General features: G+C 44.9%; 12 protein-coding genes and 1 riboswitch. Of the genes, 5 read left to right on the top strand and 7 right to left on the bottom strand.

Annotated features, from left to right (window positions below; all coding sequences use genetic code 11):
* Positions 1–54 precede the first annotated feature (54 nt).
* Positions 55–405 (bottom strand): YidH family protein, encoded by a 351-nt coding sequence (locus tag GLW00_RS00895; RefSeq protein WP_160910596.1) that lies wholly within the window; start codon positions 403–405, stop codon positions 55–57.
* A 199-nt stretch (positions 406–604) separates the two neighbouring features.
* Here GLW00_RS00895 and GLW00_RS00890 point away from each other — a divergent pair, with 199 nt between their 5' ends.
* Positions 605–2,254, top strand: a complete 1,650-nt coding sequence (locus GLW00_RS00890) for an FAD-dependent oxidoreductase (RefSeq protein ID WP_160910595.1) — start codon at positions 605–607, stop codon at positions 2,252–2,254.
* Between the two features lie 120 nt (positions 2,255–2,374).
* On the opposite strand, the gene GLW00_RS00885 is transcribed toward GLW00_RS00890, so the two are convergent.
* The 3 genes from GLW00_RS00885 to GLW00_RS00875 form a co-directional block, all read right to left on the bottom strand.
* Positions 2,375–3,682, bottom strand: a complete 1,308-nt coding sequence (locus GLW00_RS00885; RefSeq protein WP_160910594.1) for a PucR family transcriptional regulator — start codon at positions 3,680–3,682, stop codon at positions 2,375–2,377.
* A gap of 161 nt (positions 3,683–3,843) precedes the next feature.
* Positions 3,844–5,391: an L-glutamate gamma-semialdehyde dehydrogenase gene (gene pruA, locus GLW00_RS00880; RefSeq protein ID WP_160910593.1), complete on the bottom strand. Its 1,548-nt coding sequence runs from the start codon at positions 5,389–5,391 to the stop codon at positions 3,844–3,846.
* 32 nt (positions 5,392–5,423) lie between these two features.
* Complete coding sequence (locus GLW00_RS00875; RefSeq protein ID WP_160910592.1) at positions 5,424–6,341, bottom strand: proline dehydrogenase family protein; 918 nt, start codon at positions 6,339–6,341, stop codon at positions 5,424–5,426.
* Between the two features lie 341 nt (positions 6,342–6,682).
* On the opposite strand from GLW00_RS00875, the gene GLW00_RS00870 reads away from it, so the two are divergent.
* Positions 6,683–7,381, top strand: a complete 699-nt coding sequence (locus GLW00_RS00870) for a bacteriorhodopsin (protein ID WP_160910591.1) — start codon at positions 6,683–6,685, stop codon at positions 7,379–7,381.
* Positions 7,382–7,516: 135 nt separating this feature from the next.
* Here GLW00_RS00870 and GLW00_RS00865 read toward each other — a convergent pair whose 3' ends face one another.
* Positions 7,517–7,951 carry a universal stress protein gene (locus tag GLW00_RS00865; RefSeq protein ID WP_160910590.1) on the bottom strand — a complete coding sequence of 145 codons (435 nt, stop codon included), beginning with the start codon at positions 7,949–7,951 and terminating at the stop codon, positions 7,517–7,519.
* Between the two features lie 254 nt (positions 7,952–8,205).
* On the opposite strand from GLW00_RS00865, the gene desA reads away from it, so the two are divergent.
* The 3 genes from desA to GLW00_RS00850 all read left to right on the top strand — a co-directional run bounded on the left by desA (position 8,206) and on the right by GLW00_RS00850 (position 11,067).
* Complete coding sequence (gene desA / locus GLW00_RS00860) at positions 8,206–9,255, top strand: Delta(5) desaturase DesA (RefSeq protein ID WP_160910589.1); 1,050 nt, start codon at positions 8,206–8,208, stop codon at positions 9,253–9,255.
* A gap of 67 nt (positions 9,256–9,322) precedes the next feature.
* On the top strand, positions 9,323–10,453 hold the full coding sequence (locus GLW00_RS00855) for a sensor histidine kinase (protein WP_160910588.1): 1,131 nt from the start codon (positions 9,323–9,325) through the stop codon (positions 10,451–10,453).
* A gap of 2 nt (positions 10,454–10,455) precedes the next feature.
* Positions 10,456–11,067 (top strand): response regulator transcription factor, encoded by a 612-nt coding sequence (locus GLW00_RS00850; RefSeq protein WP_160910587.1) that lies wholly within the window; start codon positions 10,456–10,458, stop codon positions 11,065–11,067.
* 285 nt (positions 11,068–11,352) lie between these two features.
* On the opposite strand, the gene GLW00_RS00845 is transcribed toward GLW00_RS00850, so the two are convergent.
* Positions 11,353–12,612, bottom strand: coding sequence for an MFS transporter (locus GLW00_RS00845; protein WP_160910586.1), 1,260 nt, complete (start codon positions 12,610–12,612; stop codon positions 11,353–11,355).
* A gap of 154 nt (positions 12,613–12,766) precedes the next feature.
* On the bottom strand, positions 12,767–13,174 hold the full coding sequence (locus tag GLW00_RS00840; RefSeq protein ID WP_160910585.1) for a hypothetical protein: 408 nt from the start codon (positions 13,172–13,174) through the stop codon (positions 12,767–12,769).
* A 685-nt stretch (positions 13,175–13,859) separates the two neighbouring features.
* Positions 13,860–14,038, top strand: a riboswitch (Lysine riboswitch).
* Positions 14,039–14,043: the final 5 nt, after the last annotated feature.

Here is a 14,043-nt window from a genome sequence, read left to right as displayed (position 1 = left end):
ATATAAGAAAGCCTCGCTGACAGGACAGCGAGGCTTTCTCTTTAAAAGAAGGAATTATACAAAAAATAAATACGTAGTCACCAAAATAAATAGCAAAAAGGCCACCGACGTCATATAGACAATAATACGGTGGGATGATACAAAACGGTTTTCATTGATGTTCTTCCGCGTTTGATAATAATTCACGGTCGCACCAATAATGGTCATCACGCCAAGAAACAATGAGGAAATGCTGACGAGCATGGCCAGACTATTCGCCACATCCCCAGCCATCGGAAGCGCTGAAACATGGAGTGTCGTAGCTAAAAACCCGATTCCGACAAGGGCAATACTCGTCCGAATCCAAGCTAAATAGGTACGTTCATTAGCTAAATGCTGCTGAATAAGCTTTCTTTCATCGACCATCGAACACCATCTCCTTTTTCCACTATCTATATCTTACAACGTAAGTACTCCATCATGCACGAATCCTCTTTTTACTAGAAAAATTCCGTCACAAAATATACACATAGGGGTATATTGATTTCTTTAGAACCTGAGAGTAAACTGTAGATAAGACTTAATGTGAAATGTTTCACATCAAGAGATAAAGGGGAGGATTACGATGACTAAGAAGATTATCATTGTGGGTGGTGTGGCCGGGGGTGCAACTGCTGCAGCCAGGTTAAGACGCCTGAGTGAAGAAAATGAAATCATCATGATAGAAAAAGGGCCTTATATTTCATTCGCAAACTGTGGTTTGCCCTATTATATTGGAGAAGTGATTAAAGACCGGGACCGGCTCCTTGTTCAAACCGTTGAAGGCATGTCCAAGAAATTCAACCTCGATATTCGCAACCTTAGTGAAGCCACAGAGATTGATCGGGAAAGAAAAACGCTCACCATTCGAAAAGTGGATACTGGTGAAACCTATGAGGAAACATACGATACCCTCATCTTATCCCCTGGAGCGAAGCCAATTATTCCACCTTTTAAAGGCGTGGAAGAAGCTGAAAACTTGTTCACACTACGGACAGTTCCTGATACGGATAAAATTAAAGGATGGGTGGACGATCAAACACCAGAACATGCGGTCATTATTGGTGGCGGGTTTATTGGTCTGGAAATGGCAGAAAACCTCGTTCATCGTGGCGTAAAAGTGACGATTGTTGAACTTGGCAACCAAGTGATGGCCCCGCTTGATTACGAAATGGCAGCCATGGTGCATAAAGAGTTGAAAAAACACGGAGTGAACTTGATCTTTAATGACGGAGTAAAGTCATTTGAAGACCGGGGAAGAAAAATCCTTTTAGAGAGCGGCCGTTCCATTGCGAGCGATTTAACCATCTTGTCCATTGGTGTCCGACCTGAAAACGACCTTGCTAAAAAAGCGGACCTGGAAATCGGAGATCGTGGCGGCATCGTGGTAAATGAACATCTCCAAACGAAGGATGAGCACATTTACGCCATCGGAGATGCCATTGAAGTCAAAGATTATATCCAGCAAACCCCGGCGATGATTCCCCTTGCCTGGCCGGCCAACCGTCAAGGGCGCCTTGTTGCTGACCATATCCATGGCCAAACCGTGTCCTATTCAGGTTCATTGGGAACATCCGTAGCAAAAATTTTCGACCTCACCGTTGCGACTACCGGAAATAACGAAAAACTTTTGCAAGCTCTTCAAAAAGATTATGAGGCCATTCATATTCATCCGCTATCAAATGCATCCTATTATCCTGGCGGAAGCCCGGTATCCCTGAAGTTGCTGTTCAATCCGACCACTGGGAGAATACTGGGGGCCCAAGGTGTCGGTGTGAAAGGTGTAGAGAAAAGAATTGATGTAATTGCAACAGCCATTAAAGGGGATTTGAAGGCTGCTGACCTTGCAGATTTGGAGTTGGCGTATGCGCCTCCGTACTCATCAGCAAAAGACCCTGTGAACATGGCAGGTTACGTAGCTTCCAATGTGATCGATGGTGAAGTCTCCGTTTTTCACTACCATGAAGTATCGGACCTCCTTGCAGAAGGGGAAATCATTGTAGATGTCAGAGAGCAGAAGGAGAGGGAAAACGGAGTCATTGAAGGGTCCATCCATATTCCTTTAGGAGAGTTAAGAGACCGATTGAGTGAACTGCCTCATGACCGTCCTGTTTATGTACACTGCCAGGTTGGCTTAAGAGGCTATCTGGCTACCAGAATCCTTACCCATAACGGCTATCAAGCTAAGAACTTGAGCGGTGGTTACAAAACTTACGAAAGCGCCGTCCAAGCATAAGGAAAAGGAGGGGGCATATTCTATGCCCCCTCCTTTTATTTCAGCCATGATATTAGTAAATATCATTACAACGGATGCTCCAATGATTAAAACCGCCCCATACTATGACAGGTACCCACGTCATTTGTTTTGCACCGCTGCTTCGTATCGTTCATAATAGCTATCTACATTATTCAACAACAATAACTCAGTGTATAAATAGGCCTTCATATTAAAATCAGAGAAATCGATGTTCGTAAGCTCCTGGATTTGCTTAATTCGGTAATTCAACGTATTGGGATGGATGAACAGTTCATTTGCTGTCTGCTTTCCTTTCCCGTTGTTCGCAAGATAAGCTTCCAATGTGAAAAGGAGTTCCGTCTGCTTTGCTGTGTCATTTTTGATCAACGTCAGCAAATCTTCACTGTAGTAATCCTCCGAACTGTTTTTTTCGTACAATGCAGCTAAGTATCGGTATAAGCCAAGCTTGGAAAACTCGCGCGGCATCGTTTCAGGACGAGGGCCGATGAAGTTGGCGGTCTCAATGACTTCCAACGCTTCAAGAAAGCTTTTTCGCATATAATAAATCTTCGTGTATTCTTTTCCGACACCAATGAGGAAATGATAGAAATCATCCTCTCCTGTTTCCACTTTGACGACATCAATGAGGTCACGCGCGATATCTCTGGATGAAAAGCGGTCGGCTTCTCTTCCCTCAATAAACAGAATCAGCTGAAATTCGGTTTTCAAGTAATACAGGTGACGGTTCGTGCGGAAACGATTGACCGTGCTCTCCAAGTCATCCAGCATCGACTTGTATTGAGGAGCAGTCACAGAAAAGACGACGATCGAAAAGCGATCCGGGATTTTAAGTTGAGCGAGAGAAGCATCATGACGAAACTGGCTTTCGCTGGCATACTCATGGTGAAGCAGTTGCCAGAGAAGCTCTTCTTTACGACCCTCTTTGGCGTTCTCTTTCATAAATTGGTCATAAATTAGTTTCCCAAGATGGGCGTTAATTTCTTCTAAAAATTCCATTTCCTCCGTGTCCAATGCTTGCTCTGACTCCTGAACCCATACGTACCCCAGTGTATGGCCAAGATGTTTCGCGGCAATGACGACACGCTGTTGGAACCCAAGGTCTTCCATAGGATGGACGCGAATAGGATCTGACTGTTTTTCCAGCCGAGTGACGATGCCTTCTTTCTTTAAACGGTCGATAATGAAAATGGGACATTTTTTCGAAAGGATCGTTTTCTGCTGGGTCTGATCAAAATCATCAAACGTTGAACTATAGGCAATCAATTCGAAATTTTTATTTTCAATAATGACAGGCTTCTTCAACTTCGAACTGATCAGCTCTGTCGCTTTATGAATATCTTCTGCCTGAAGGATCAATTCTTTGACTTCCATAGGAATCCTGACCTTTCCGAGTAGGTTGAATGTCATGTATCGTTACCCTCCATTATATCGGTTGTGGCTGGAAAGAAAAAGAAATATATCTAAGGCATTGTGAATAACTCTCATCCTGTTCCTTTCTTTAGTTAAAAGAAAACGGTGTTCGTCTAAGAAAAAAAGCTCCCCCAAGTTTGGGAGAGCCTCAGGCTTTTTTAAAACATTTCAGAGATCGTCTTCGCTTGCATGTGTAGAGCAAGGTAGTCAGGTCCTCCGGCTTTGGAGTCTGTACCACTCATCTTGAATCCGCCGAATGGCTGATAACCGACGATGGCGCCTGTACAGTTACGGTTGAAATACAAGTTCCCAACGTGGAAGTCATATTTCGCTTTTTCCAGGTGGTCACGGTTATCAGAGATGACCGCCCCTGTCAGGCCGTATTCTGTATTGTTGGCAATGTCGATGGCTTCATCGAAGTTTTTCGCTTTAGTAAAGCAGACGACCGGTCCGAAAATTTCTTCCTGCTGCATGCGGGAGTCTGGAGCAAGATCTGCAAAGACCGTCGGCTCGATGAAGTATCCTTTCGAGTCGTCCCCTTTACCACCTGTGACAAGGCGTCCTTCTTCTTTGCCGATTTCCATGTAGCTCATGATCTTATCATAAGCGCCCTGGTCAACGACTGGCCCCATATAGACATTCTCTTCCGATGCATTTCCAACAGTCAGCTTCTCGGCACGTTCTTTTACTTTTTCCAACACTTCGTCATACACATCTTCGTGAACGACGGCGCGGGAACCGGAAGAACATTTTTGACCGGAGAATCCGAAGGCAGAGACGATGATGGCATCGACCGCTGTCTCGATATTGGCTTCCTTATCGACGACGACTGTGTCTTTACCACCCATTTCAGCAATGACTTGCTTCAGGTGATTCTGCCCTTCTTGAATTTCTGCCGCACGCTTGATGATGCGTGTTCCGACATCACGGGAACCTGTAAAGGAAATCAAGGCCGTTTTCGGGTGATCGACAAGATAGTCACCGACTTCGCCACCGCTTCCTGGTACGAAGTTCAAGACACCTTTCGGTAGACCTGCTTCTTCCAGTACTTCTACGAATTTCGCGGCAATGACCGGGCTGTTACTTGCCGGCTTCATGACGACTGTGCTTCCTGTAACCAGTGGAGCGACCGTTGTACCTGCCATGATGGCGAATGCAAGGTTCCAAGGCGGGATAACAACGGCAACACCTGTAGAAGTATAGATGTAGCGGTTTTGCTCACCAGGACGGCTCTCAACTGGCTTTCCTTCCTTCAGTTCGATCATCTGACGTCCATAATACTCAAGGAAATCAATCGCTTCTGCTGTATCAGCATCGGCTTCTTTCCATGGCTTTCCTACTTCGTACACGAGATAAGCGGAAAATTCATGCTTACGACGACGGATAATGTGAGCGGCACGGAACAATAGCTCAGCGCGAGCACGCGGATCCCACTTTCTCCAGTCTTCAAAAGCTGTCGCTGCTGACTGGACGGCTTTTTCGGCTAAATCCTGGTTCGCTTTCGAGACGGTACCTACGACCTGCTTCGTGTCCGCTGGGTTTGTAGAAGTAATCGTATTGTCTGTGCGAATGCGATCGCCATCGATAAGAAGATCATGATGCTGCCCTAATTCTTCTTTCACTTGCTTCAATGCTTCCTCGAAAGCTTTCTTGTTTTCTTCAATTGTAAAGTCTGTGAATGGTTCGTGTTTATAAGGCTGGACCATGATAAAATTCCCCTTTCTAATGTGTAGAAGTTTTATTTACTGAAAACACCTTTTAAAGCAAAGGCGATGTTCGCTGGCCTTTCGGCGAGCCTTCTCATGAAGTACCCGTACCAATCTTCTCCATAAGGAAGATACACTCTCACTTTGTAACCTTCTTTGAGAAGATCTTTCTGCATTTGATTTCTCATTCCATAAAGCATTTGAAATTCAAAGCGGTCTTTCGGAATGTTGTGTTCTTCCACAAGCTTCTTCGTATAATCGACAATCGCATCGTCGTGGCTTGCGATGGCTGTGTAGTTGCCGTTCAACAAGTTCTTCTTGATCAGATGCTTCAAATTATCGTCGACGAGGTGCTTCTCAGGAAAAGCGACTTTGCCAGACTCCTTATAGGCCCCTTTTACAAGACGTAAGTAAGGTTGGCACTCATTCAGTCGATCAAGATCCTCATCGGTTCGATATAGATAAGACTGCACGACCGTACCCAGGTTCGGGTAGTCCTTTTTCAATTCCTGGTAAATATCCAGGGTAGCCCCGCAACGTGACGAGTCTTCCATATCAATGGTGACCGTTATGTCATGCTTCTGGGCTTCCTTCAAAATAAGTTCCATATTTTCCATAACCAACTCGCGACTGATGTCCAGTCCAAGCGATGTTAGTTTAAGAGATACCTCCGACTGCAGCTGGTTGCTCGCAATCTGTTGAATACAACGGATGCATTCACCCGCGCGGTCTCTGGATTCTTCCTCACAGTCTACAAACTCTCCTAAATGGTCAACCGTAACGACCAAACCCTCATGGTTCAATTGCTGTATTAATGGAATTGCCTGGGAGAACGTTTCTCCCCCTACTATCTTGTCAGCCCCAAATTTACTGCCAAAGCGCTTAGCAAAGCGATCTAACAACTTATTGTTGGAAAGGTATAAGAAAAAGTTCTTACTGATGGCTTCCAAGATCACCACACCCTTTCATCATTCTCCTATTGATTCACCAAGTGGGCTCGTTAGGTGGAATGGAAGTAATAATGTTTGAACTGTTAAGAAAATTGTAACGAATAGCGCTTACATTCAGCAACGTGTAGCAAACACAAAGATAAGGCCCCAGTTTTATAGTTTAAACACAAAAGCGGCCAAGCTTCGTTTATGAAAGACCGCCGGCGGGAACACACCTTTCTTTCAATTTGGTTTTTATGGGTATTTATGTAAGACCTGGTACACCAGAATTTGTAAATGTCTAGCTATCTGTTCTTTTGACTAGAATGAGAGGGAATGAGATTGAAGGTTGAGGTGACACGATGAGTGATTATATTGTTTCTCTGCATTGGATCTATACGTTCGTAATGTTGGCAGGTGCTTTGACATTTCTATATTTAAGCAGGAATCCACGCGGTGTACCGAAATATGAGTACGTAATAGCGATCATTATTCCATCATGGTCGGGGGCCGCTTACTTATCGATTGCTTTAGGACAAGGATTGCTTGAACAGCCGGATAAAACTGTTTACTTTGCCCGTTACCTGGACTGGGTGGTAACAACGCCGCTCCTTCTGCTTGCACTTGCTTTGACCGCCATGTTTTATGAAAAGAAGAAAGACAAAGCCTTGATTGCAGCTTTGATAGCGGCTGATGTATTTATGATTCTGACGGGCTTGATCGCCGACTTCTCCTCTGAGACCATTAAATACATTTGGTATGTTCTCGGTGTAGTCGCCCTAGTCATTATCCTTTATATTATCTGGTATCCGTTAAGGAAGATTGCCATTAAAGGTGGAGTGGAGCTCAAGAAACATTACCAGCGGACCGCCGCTTACTTGACTGCATTTTGGGTTTGTTATCCGACAGCCTGGATCATAGGCCCCTCTGGAGTCGGATGGACACAGCAGGCCACAGAAATTACGGCATTCATCATCCTTCCCATCTTATCCAAAGTGGGATTCAGTCTTCTCGACGTGGGAGGGCTCAGGCGTCTCAACCTTCCTGGCGTGGATGAGTGATTCATACATGGATTTAATGGAAAAATTTGTATGACCTGGTCACCCAGATTATGGAGGAACTCGCGATACCATCCAAAAATACTACGACCATAAAAAAAGAAAGCCCGAAGGAACTCCTTCGGGCTTTCTTTTTTTCTATTTCATGACTAATACAGGGCAGGTGGCATGCTGTACGACGTTATTGCTCACGCTTCCCAATAACATTTTTTTCACTTTCCCAAGTCCACGGTTACCGACAATGATCAAGTCTACCGCTTTCTCATCCGCATATTTACAGATACTAATTCCCGGGTTTTCTTGTACCTCACTAATGATGACCTCTGTAACAACACCCACTTCAGATGTAGCCATTTCTTCCTTCAAGGCATCCATCTCTGAAGCAAAATTCTCTGCCATTTCGTCTCCGATACTATGAGAGACTGCAGCGTTTGTTGCTGGTCCTGTAGGTTTCACAACAGCTACGATATGAATTTCCCTATTGGGAGTTTCACACGCCTGGTTCCTTGCTTCCCACACCGCTTCTCTACTCATGTCACTCCCATCGTACGCAACGAGAATTCGTTTGGTCATAGGGTAACCCTCCAATGATAGAGTATCAATGTTCACTTCCATTATATCACATTGTAAGCGGTATCTTAACGGTGATATCAGCAATTGATGAGCAGGGACCAACAAAATTATTCATACCCTCAACCACTCACCTCCTAAGAAAAGACAAACACCCATGACAAGTGTCATATAAATGTCCTGACGTTTATGTCTTATAAAATGAAGAGGTTTTTCCTATCATAAGTAACATGAAGAAATATGAAGGAGTCGTTATTATGAACAAGGATAAACAACGAGAGCTGAAGAAAAGCGTTTCAGCCTTTGCGAAACCTGATACAAAAGCAGGCATCCGCCAGTTGATCAATACAGTCATCCCATTCGTTTTATTGTGGGTATTGGCCTATGCAAGCCTGTCCGTCTCTGTATGGCTTGCCGTTCCTGTCGCTATGATTGCTGGTGGATTTGTCATTCGTCTTTTCATCATCTTCCACGACTGTACGCATCAGTCGTTCTTGAAAAGCCAAAAGGCCAACCGCATCATAGGAACGATCACAGGCATTCTTACGTTGTTTCCTTTTGATAAGTGGAAACGAAGCCATTCGATTCACCATGCAACAAGCGGGAACTTAGATAAACGCGGCACGGGTGACATCTGGGTCATGACCGTGGACGAGTATATTAAAGCATCGTGGAAAGAAAGACTCGCCTACCGCCTTTACCGTAACCCCATTGTCATGTTTGGTATTGGACCACTATACTTGTTCCTTGTCTCCAATCGTTTCAATCGAAAAGGCGCCAAAAAGAAAGAACGCATGAATACGTATGTGACCAACGCTGCTGTAGTCGCCCTGTACAGCATGATTATTTTTGCGATTGGCTGGGAAGCTTTCTTAATCATTCAAATCCCGGTCCTTTATGTTTCAGGCGTACTGGGCATCTGGTTGTTTTATGTACAGCACCAATTCGAAGATTCTTACTTCGAAGACGAGTCAGAATGGGATTTTGTAAAAGCAGCCGTCGATGGCAGCTCCTATTACAAGCTTCCTAAAGTGCTTCAGTGGGTATCCGGCAATATCGGCTTCCACCACGTGCACCATCTAGCTCCGAGGGTCCCGAACTATGCATTGGAAGAAGCACACGAAAAGACACCTCCTTTAAAACATGCAACAACGATAACGCTGGCTACCAGCTTTGAATCCATCCGATTCCGACTATATGACACAGAAAATAAAACATTCGTATCCTTCAAGGAAGTGAAACCACTCCTAAAAAAGAAGCGCCTAGCCATGCTAGACCAAAGGCAGCCAAGCTTACAGGATGAATAAAGAAGTTGAAAGTCCATTCCCTCGAATGGGCTTTTCCTTTATGCTAAGAAAAAGGAGGTGCACCCGCATGCAGAACTGGTATCAAATTATCCCGAAAAATACAGGGCTGAGCATATACGTCTGGATTATTTTTTGTCTCCTGCCCTTTTTCTTTATTTTCCGTTCTTCATCCATGTACGAAATGCTTTTCGGCATTCTGATGACGCTGATCTTCTTCCTTGCCTACCGGTTGTCATTCATATCCAACAGCCGATTCGTCTATTTATGGGTAAGTGTGGAGATGGCCATCAGTATCGTCATGACGGCTCTGTTCGGGTACATCTATTTCGCTCTCTTCATCGCCTATTTCATTGGAAACATCAAACATCTGGGCGGTTTTTTATCTTTATATATCGTCCATTTGACGTCTACATTGATTGCGATTACAACGACATTCATTTACCAAATTGATTCTCTTTTCCCGAACCTTCCTTTCATTATCGTGACCGTGATCGGGGTTATTCTCCTTCCATTTACTGTCCGATACCGGAACCAGCAACAAAAACTCGAAGGGGAATTGGAAGATGCAAATGAACGAATTTCGCAACTCATGGTCATTGAAGAGCGCGAAAGAATTGCGAGAGACCTCCATGACACACTTGGACAAAAGCTTTCGATGATTGGATTGAAAAGTGACCTCGCCCGCAAGTTAATGACGGCCCAACCGGAAAAGGCTAATAAAGAAGTGGAAGATATCCGCAACACAGCCAGGACAGCTTTGAAGGAAGTCAGGGAGATGGTATCGAATATGAAAGGGACGAAGCTCGAAGATGAAATCGTCCGCGTCCAGCAGATTATCGAAGCGGCAGAAATGCACTTTCAGTTTGAAGGAGACCCAAACGTCACCAACACTCCCCTGCTCGTGGAAAATGTACTCAGCATGTGCTTGAAGGAAGCTGCGACAAATATTGTAAAACACAGCAAAGCAACGACCTGCCTTGTCACTATAGAACAGTCACCAACTGAAATACTCATCAGTATTGAAGATAATGGAAAAGGCCTCCCCGCCTCGCTGGAGCCCTTTCGTGGCAATGGATTACAAGGCATGCGCGAACGCCTCGAATTTGTGAACGGAAAGCTTGAAATTGAATCGAGAAATGGAACGAAACTACAGTTCCACGTTCCTAACGTCATCAAAAACAAAGAAAAGGAGGGATAAGCATGATCCAGATTGTGATTGCCGAAGACCAGCGCATGCTTCTTGGGGCCCTTGGAGCACTTCTTGATTTAGAAGACGGCATGGAGGTTGTGGGTCAGGCTCAAAACGGTGAAGAAGCCTGTGAGCTAGTAAGAAAATTAAAACCGGATGTGTGCATTATGGATATTGAAATGCCGGTGAAGGATGGACTGGATGCTGCTGAAGAATTATATGAAGAGCCGTGCAAAGTGATCATTTTAACAACATTCGCCCGCCCTGGCTACTTCGACCGCGCTCGTCGCGCCGGTGTCAGTGGATACTTGCTAAAAGACAGCCCTAGTGAAGAGCTTGCCACAGCCATTCGTAAAATTACCAATGGACAACGTATCTTTGATCCAGAACTCGTCGACCTGGCGTTTACCCAGCAAAATCCCTTAACAGAACGTGAGCGTGAAGTCATCCAACTGATGGCAGATGGAAAAAACACTAAAGACATCTCACAGGAGTTGTTCATCACCCCTGGAACCGTGCGTAACTACGTTTCTGTCATTTTGGAGAAATTAGAAGTCAGCAACCGTATCGAAGCTATATCAAGGTTTAAAGAAAAAGGCTGGTACAAAAAATCCCGCCGTTGATTGTTTCAGGAACTCTCTCTAGAAGGTGATACCTTGGAGGACAACTCCCTCCCCTTAGACTGTTCGTTCCAAGAAACTTACCCACACGCACACACTAACACGTCCACCTGCCTACAATTGCATTCCATAGGAACGTGAAAAAACCTCGCCGCTTAGGTGAGGTTTCTATATTTGAAGCTTGAAACGGCGGACTTGTTCGTTTAATAGGTCAGCAAAGTTTTATAGGTCTTCAGCCGGTTCTTCTCTCGAAAGAGGATCCTGAAACCTTCTTTAGCTCCTGGTTTTTTATTGGATGTCTCTCAGCTCTTTATACTTAAAGAAAATAAACACAGAATACAAAGTTACTAAGAATGCCCCGACCGCCATAATATGATGGATGGAGACGCCGAAAGCTAAAACCCCTGATGTTATGGCATAACTGACAGGGATGAGTCCCATAGAAGCAAGCGAAATGAGCCCCATTACCCTCCCAAGCATCTTCTCTTCAATTAAACTCTGAATCGCAGCAACGAATGGAATATTTGAACCCGATAAGGCGAACCCGAAGATTCCGAGACAAAGAATACTCATCCAAAGTTCCGTTGTGAAGCTGAGTCCTGTAAACGCCGTTCCCGCTATGACTAGAGACAAAATACCAATTTTCCCTCGGTTCTTTTTCACATTCAAAACACCCACCACGATCGAACCAAGCAGCATCCCCACAGCCAAACCTGCTTCAAGAAAGCTGAAATCCATGGCTGTCCCTTCTAAAATGGTCTTCACAAATAACGGAAGCCCCATTGTCAAAGGACCGACTAAGAAGAGATTCATAAAAATTGTCGTCAGAACGACAAGTGAAATAACACGGGAATTTTTCACGTATAGCAAACCTTCCTTAAAGTCATCCCAAAACCTTTTTTGTTCCTCCGACTCTCCTTTCAGTCTTGGTACACGCATAAAGAAAATAAGAGCACTCGCCACGATGAGCATGACCGCTGTTGTCGCAAACACAATTTCATAGTTTCCAAAGGCAATGATGACTCCGGCAAGCATAGGAGCAAGGATGAAGGAGGTCTGGTTGGTCATTTGAATAATGGAATTGCCTCTCGTCAAGTTATCTTTATGAATGATCGAAGGAATGACAGCACTTTCTGCTGCCCAGAAGAAAGCATCCAGAATGCCGAAGAAAAAGGCGAACGTCACAAACGTCCATAACGTAATCCCTCCAAACATAAACCAGACGACAAGACCAATCAGGAGCAGACCACGGATGAAATCTGACAAAAACATGATTTTCGTCTTATCAAAGCGATCCGCCACCGTTCCACTGATAATCATAAATACTACCCGTGGAATACTGACAGCAATATATAGAATGCCAAGCGAAGCCTCTAAACCTAATACGTTTACGACATACCAGCTCTGCGAAAAAAGGAAAAAGGAAATACCGAAGCTTGATAAAAGTGCCGCTCCCCAGAGCAGCAAAAAGTTTCGATTCTTAAATATGGATGGAATCTCTTTCGATTCTGTTTCTGATTGTTGCATCGCCATTTCATGAACTGTCATTTGAATCACACCTTCGTTTGTTATTGGTTGATTTTATTGTATAAAAGGTTCATAGCTTCAGCGATGTGCCCGGGAATGAGTCTTCATCCGCCTCGAGGCTGAAATTCTCCCCGTCTATGTAAAAAGAGGTTTGCGTTTGCAAACCTCTTGGATATCAGCCGCCCAGGTATTGACTACGGCAGCGATTAATACAATTAAAATACGCTTGGTCATTGGATCCAAACTGTGCGGCACAATTGTTGATGCATGTTCGGTACAGATCGTGCTGGCTTTGGCCTGATGGTGGAAACGCTCCTCCCCACGAACCTCCGTTGTATCCAGGAGGCAGACCACCAGGACCTACCCACTGCCCAGGAGAAGACGGCTGCGGTTGCCAGCCTCCACCGCCTGAACCTCCCCACGGAAAAGGCTGCTGCCACTGTCCGCCCGTTCCACCACCCCACATGCCTGGGGGAAGCATTCCTCCAAAACCTCCTCCAGCACCCGGGTTAAACATCCCACCCCCACCGAACACGACCCGGTTCTGATCTCCGAAACTATAATTACTTGGATATTGATTCATTTGATCCGCCCCTTCTAAAAAAATCATACACCCTATATTAAGAACCCAACCCACAAACCGTGCCTATCCTCATCATTTCTCCTTAATGAAGAAACGCTCCCTTTAGTTGAAGACTCAGCTTCGAGACTTTTTTTGGGTAGATAGGGGCTTCGGGGAATAGCTCGCTTTCCGCGTGAGTCACGCCATTCCCCTCCGCCCCTTTGCCATATAAGTATCTCGAAACCACTTCCAGGAAAGTGAAGCAACATGGATTCTCCAAGCGCATCTATAATGATAAAGCCTGTTACAGAGCGCTTTATTATTATAGATTCAGGATTTGTGAAAGACACTCATACCAGGCAAGGGGGGCCGTTTCTCACCCTTATTGTATGGGGTGGTTGGGAAGCTGCGAGACTCCCATGGGAGAAAGGAGATCGGCGAGATCCCGCAGGGCGTAGCCCGAGGAAGCTCGCCACTCCCCCACAGGAAGCGAGTAGCTTCCCAGCCACCCCTGACGCTCAACCCGGGCAACGAACCCTAGAAAGTCTCGAAACTGAGTCTTCCACAATCCTGCTATATAGATTAGGATAAGAACTTCAAAGATTTTGTCGAATCGTTTGTTCCCTTGTCTAACCACTTGTAAGATGGATACTTTTTTGATAGTCTTTTAACTAACTAAATATTTTCTTATTTCAAATGATTTTGAAGTAAGGATAGAGGTGCAATGACATGAGTACACTTGTCGGAGGAGAATGAGCTCCTGTGATGAAGGTGGAAAGGGGAAATTGCCGAAGCGAAAGGGATCTCATATCCCTGATGCTGGTTCTGCTGCTGAACAAGTACAGAACTGTCATATAGGAAACTATATGGAGGGCTATCTTACGCAGGAA

This window comes from Halobacillus litoralis, from assembly GCF_009856445.1.
Lineage (GTDB): Bacteria > Bacillota > Bacilli > Bacillales > Halobacillaceae > Halobacillus > Halobacillus litoralis.
Note: the sequence above shows the minus strand (reverse complement) of the source record. Positions and strands in the feature narration are given on the sequence as shown.

Excerpts from the sequence above, each read along its gene's own strand:
- GLW00_RS00895 (WP_160910596.1), bottom strand. The coding sequence starts at position 405 with ATGGTCGATGAAAGAAAGCTTATTCAGCAGCATTTAGCTAATGAACGT.
- GLW00_RS00890 (WP_160910595.1), top strand. The coding sequence starts at position 605 with ATGACTAAGAAGATTATCATTGTGGGTGGTGTGGCCGGGGGTGCAACT.
- GLW00_RS00885 (WP_160910594.1), bottom strand. The coding sequence starts at position 3,682 with ATGACATTCAACCTACTCGGAAAGGTCAGGATTCCTATGGAAGTCAAA.
- pruA (WP_160910593.1), bottom strand. The coding sequence starts at position 5,391 with ATGGTCCAGCCTTATAAACACGAACCATTCACAGACTTTACAATTGAA.
- GLW00_RS00870 (WP_160910591.1), top strand. The coding sequence starts at position 6,683 with ATGAGTGATTATATTGTTTCTCTGCATTGGATCTATACGTTCGTAATG.
- GLW00_RS00865 (WP_160910590.1), bottom strand. The coding sequence starts at position 7,951 with ATGACCAAACGAATTCTCGTTGCGTACGATGGGAGTGACATGAGTAGA.
- desA (WP_160910589.1), top strand. The coding sequence starts at position 8,206 with ATGAACAAGGATAAACAACGAGAGCTGAAGAAAAGCGTTTCAGCCTTT.
- GLW00_RS00855 (WP_160910588.1), top strand. The coding sequence starts at position 9,323 with ATGCAGAACTGGTATCAAATTATCCCGAAAAATACAGGGCTGAGCATA.
- GLW00_RS00850 (WP_160910587.1), top strand. The coding sequence starts at position 10,456 with ATGATCCAGATTGTGATTGCCGAAGACCAGCGCATGCTTCTTGGGGCC.
- GLW00_RS00845 (WP_160910586.1), bottom strand. The coding sequence starts at position 12,612 with ATGACAGTTCATGAAATGGCGATGCAACAATCAGAAACAGAATCGAAA.
- GLW00_RS00840 (WP_160910585.1), bottom strand. The coding sequence starts at position 13,174 with ATGAATCAATATCCAAGTAATTATAGTTTCGGAGATCAGAACCGGGTC.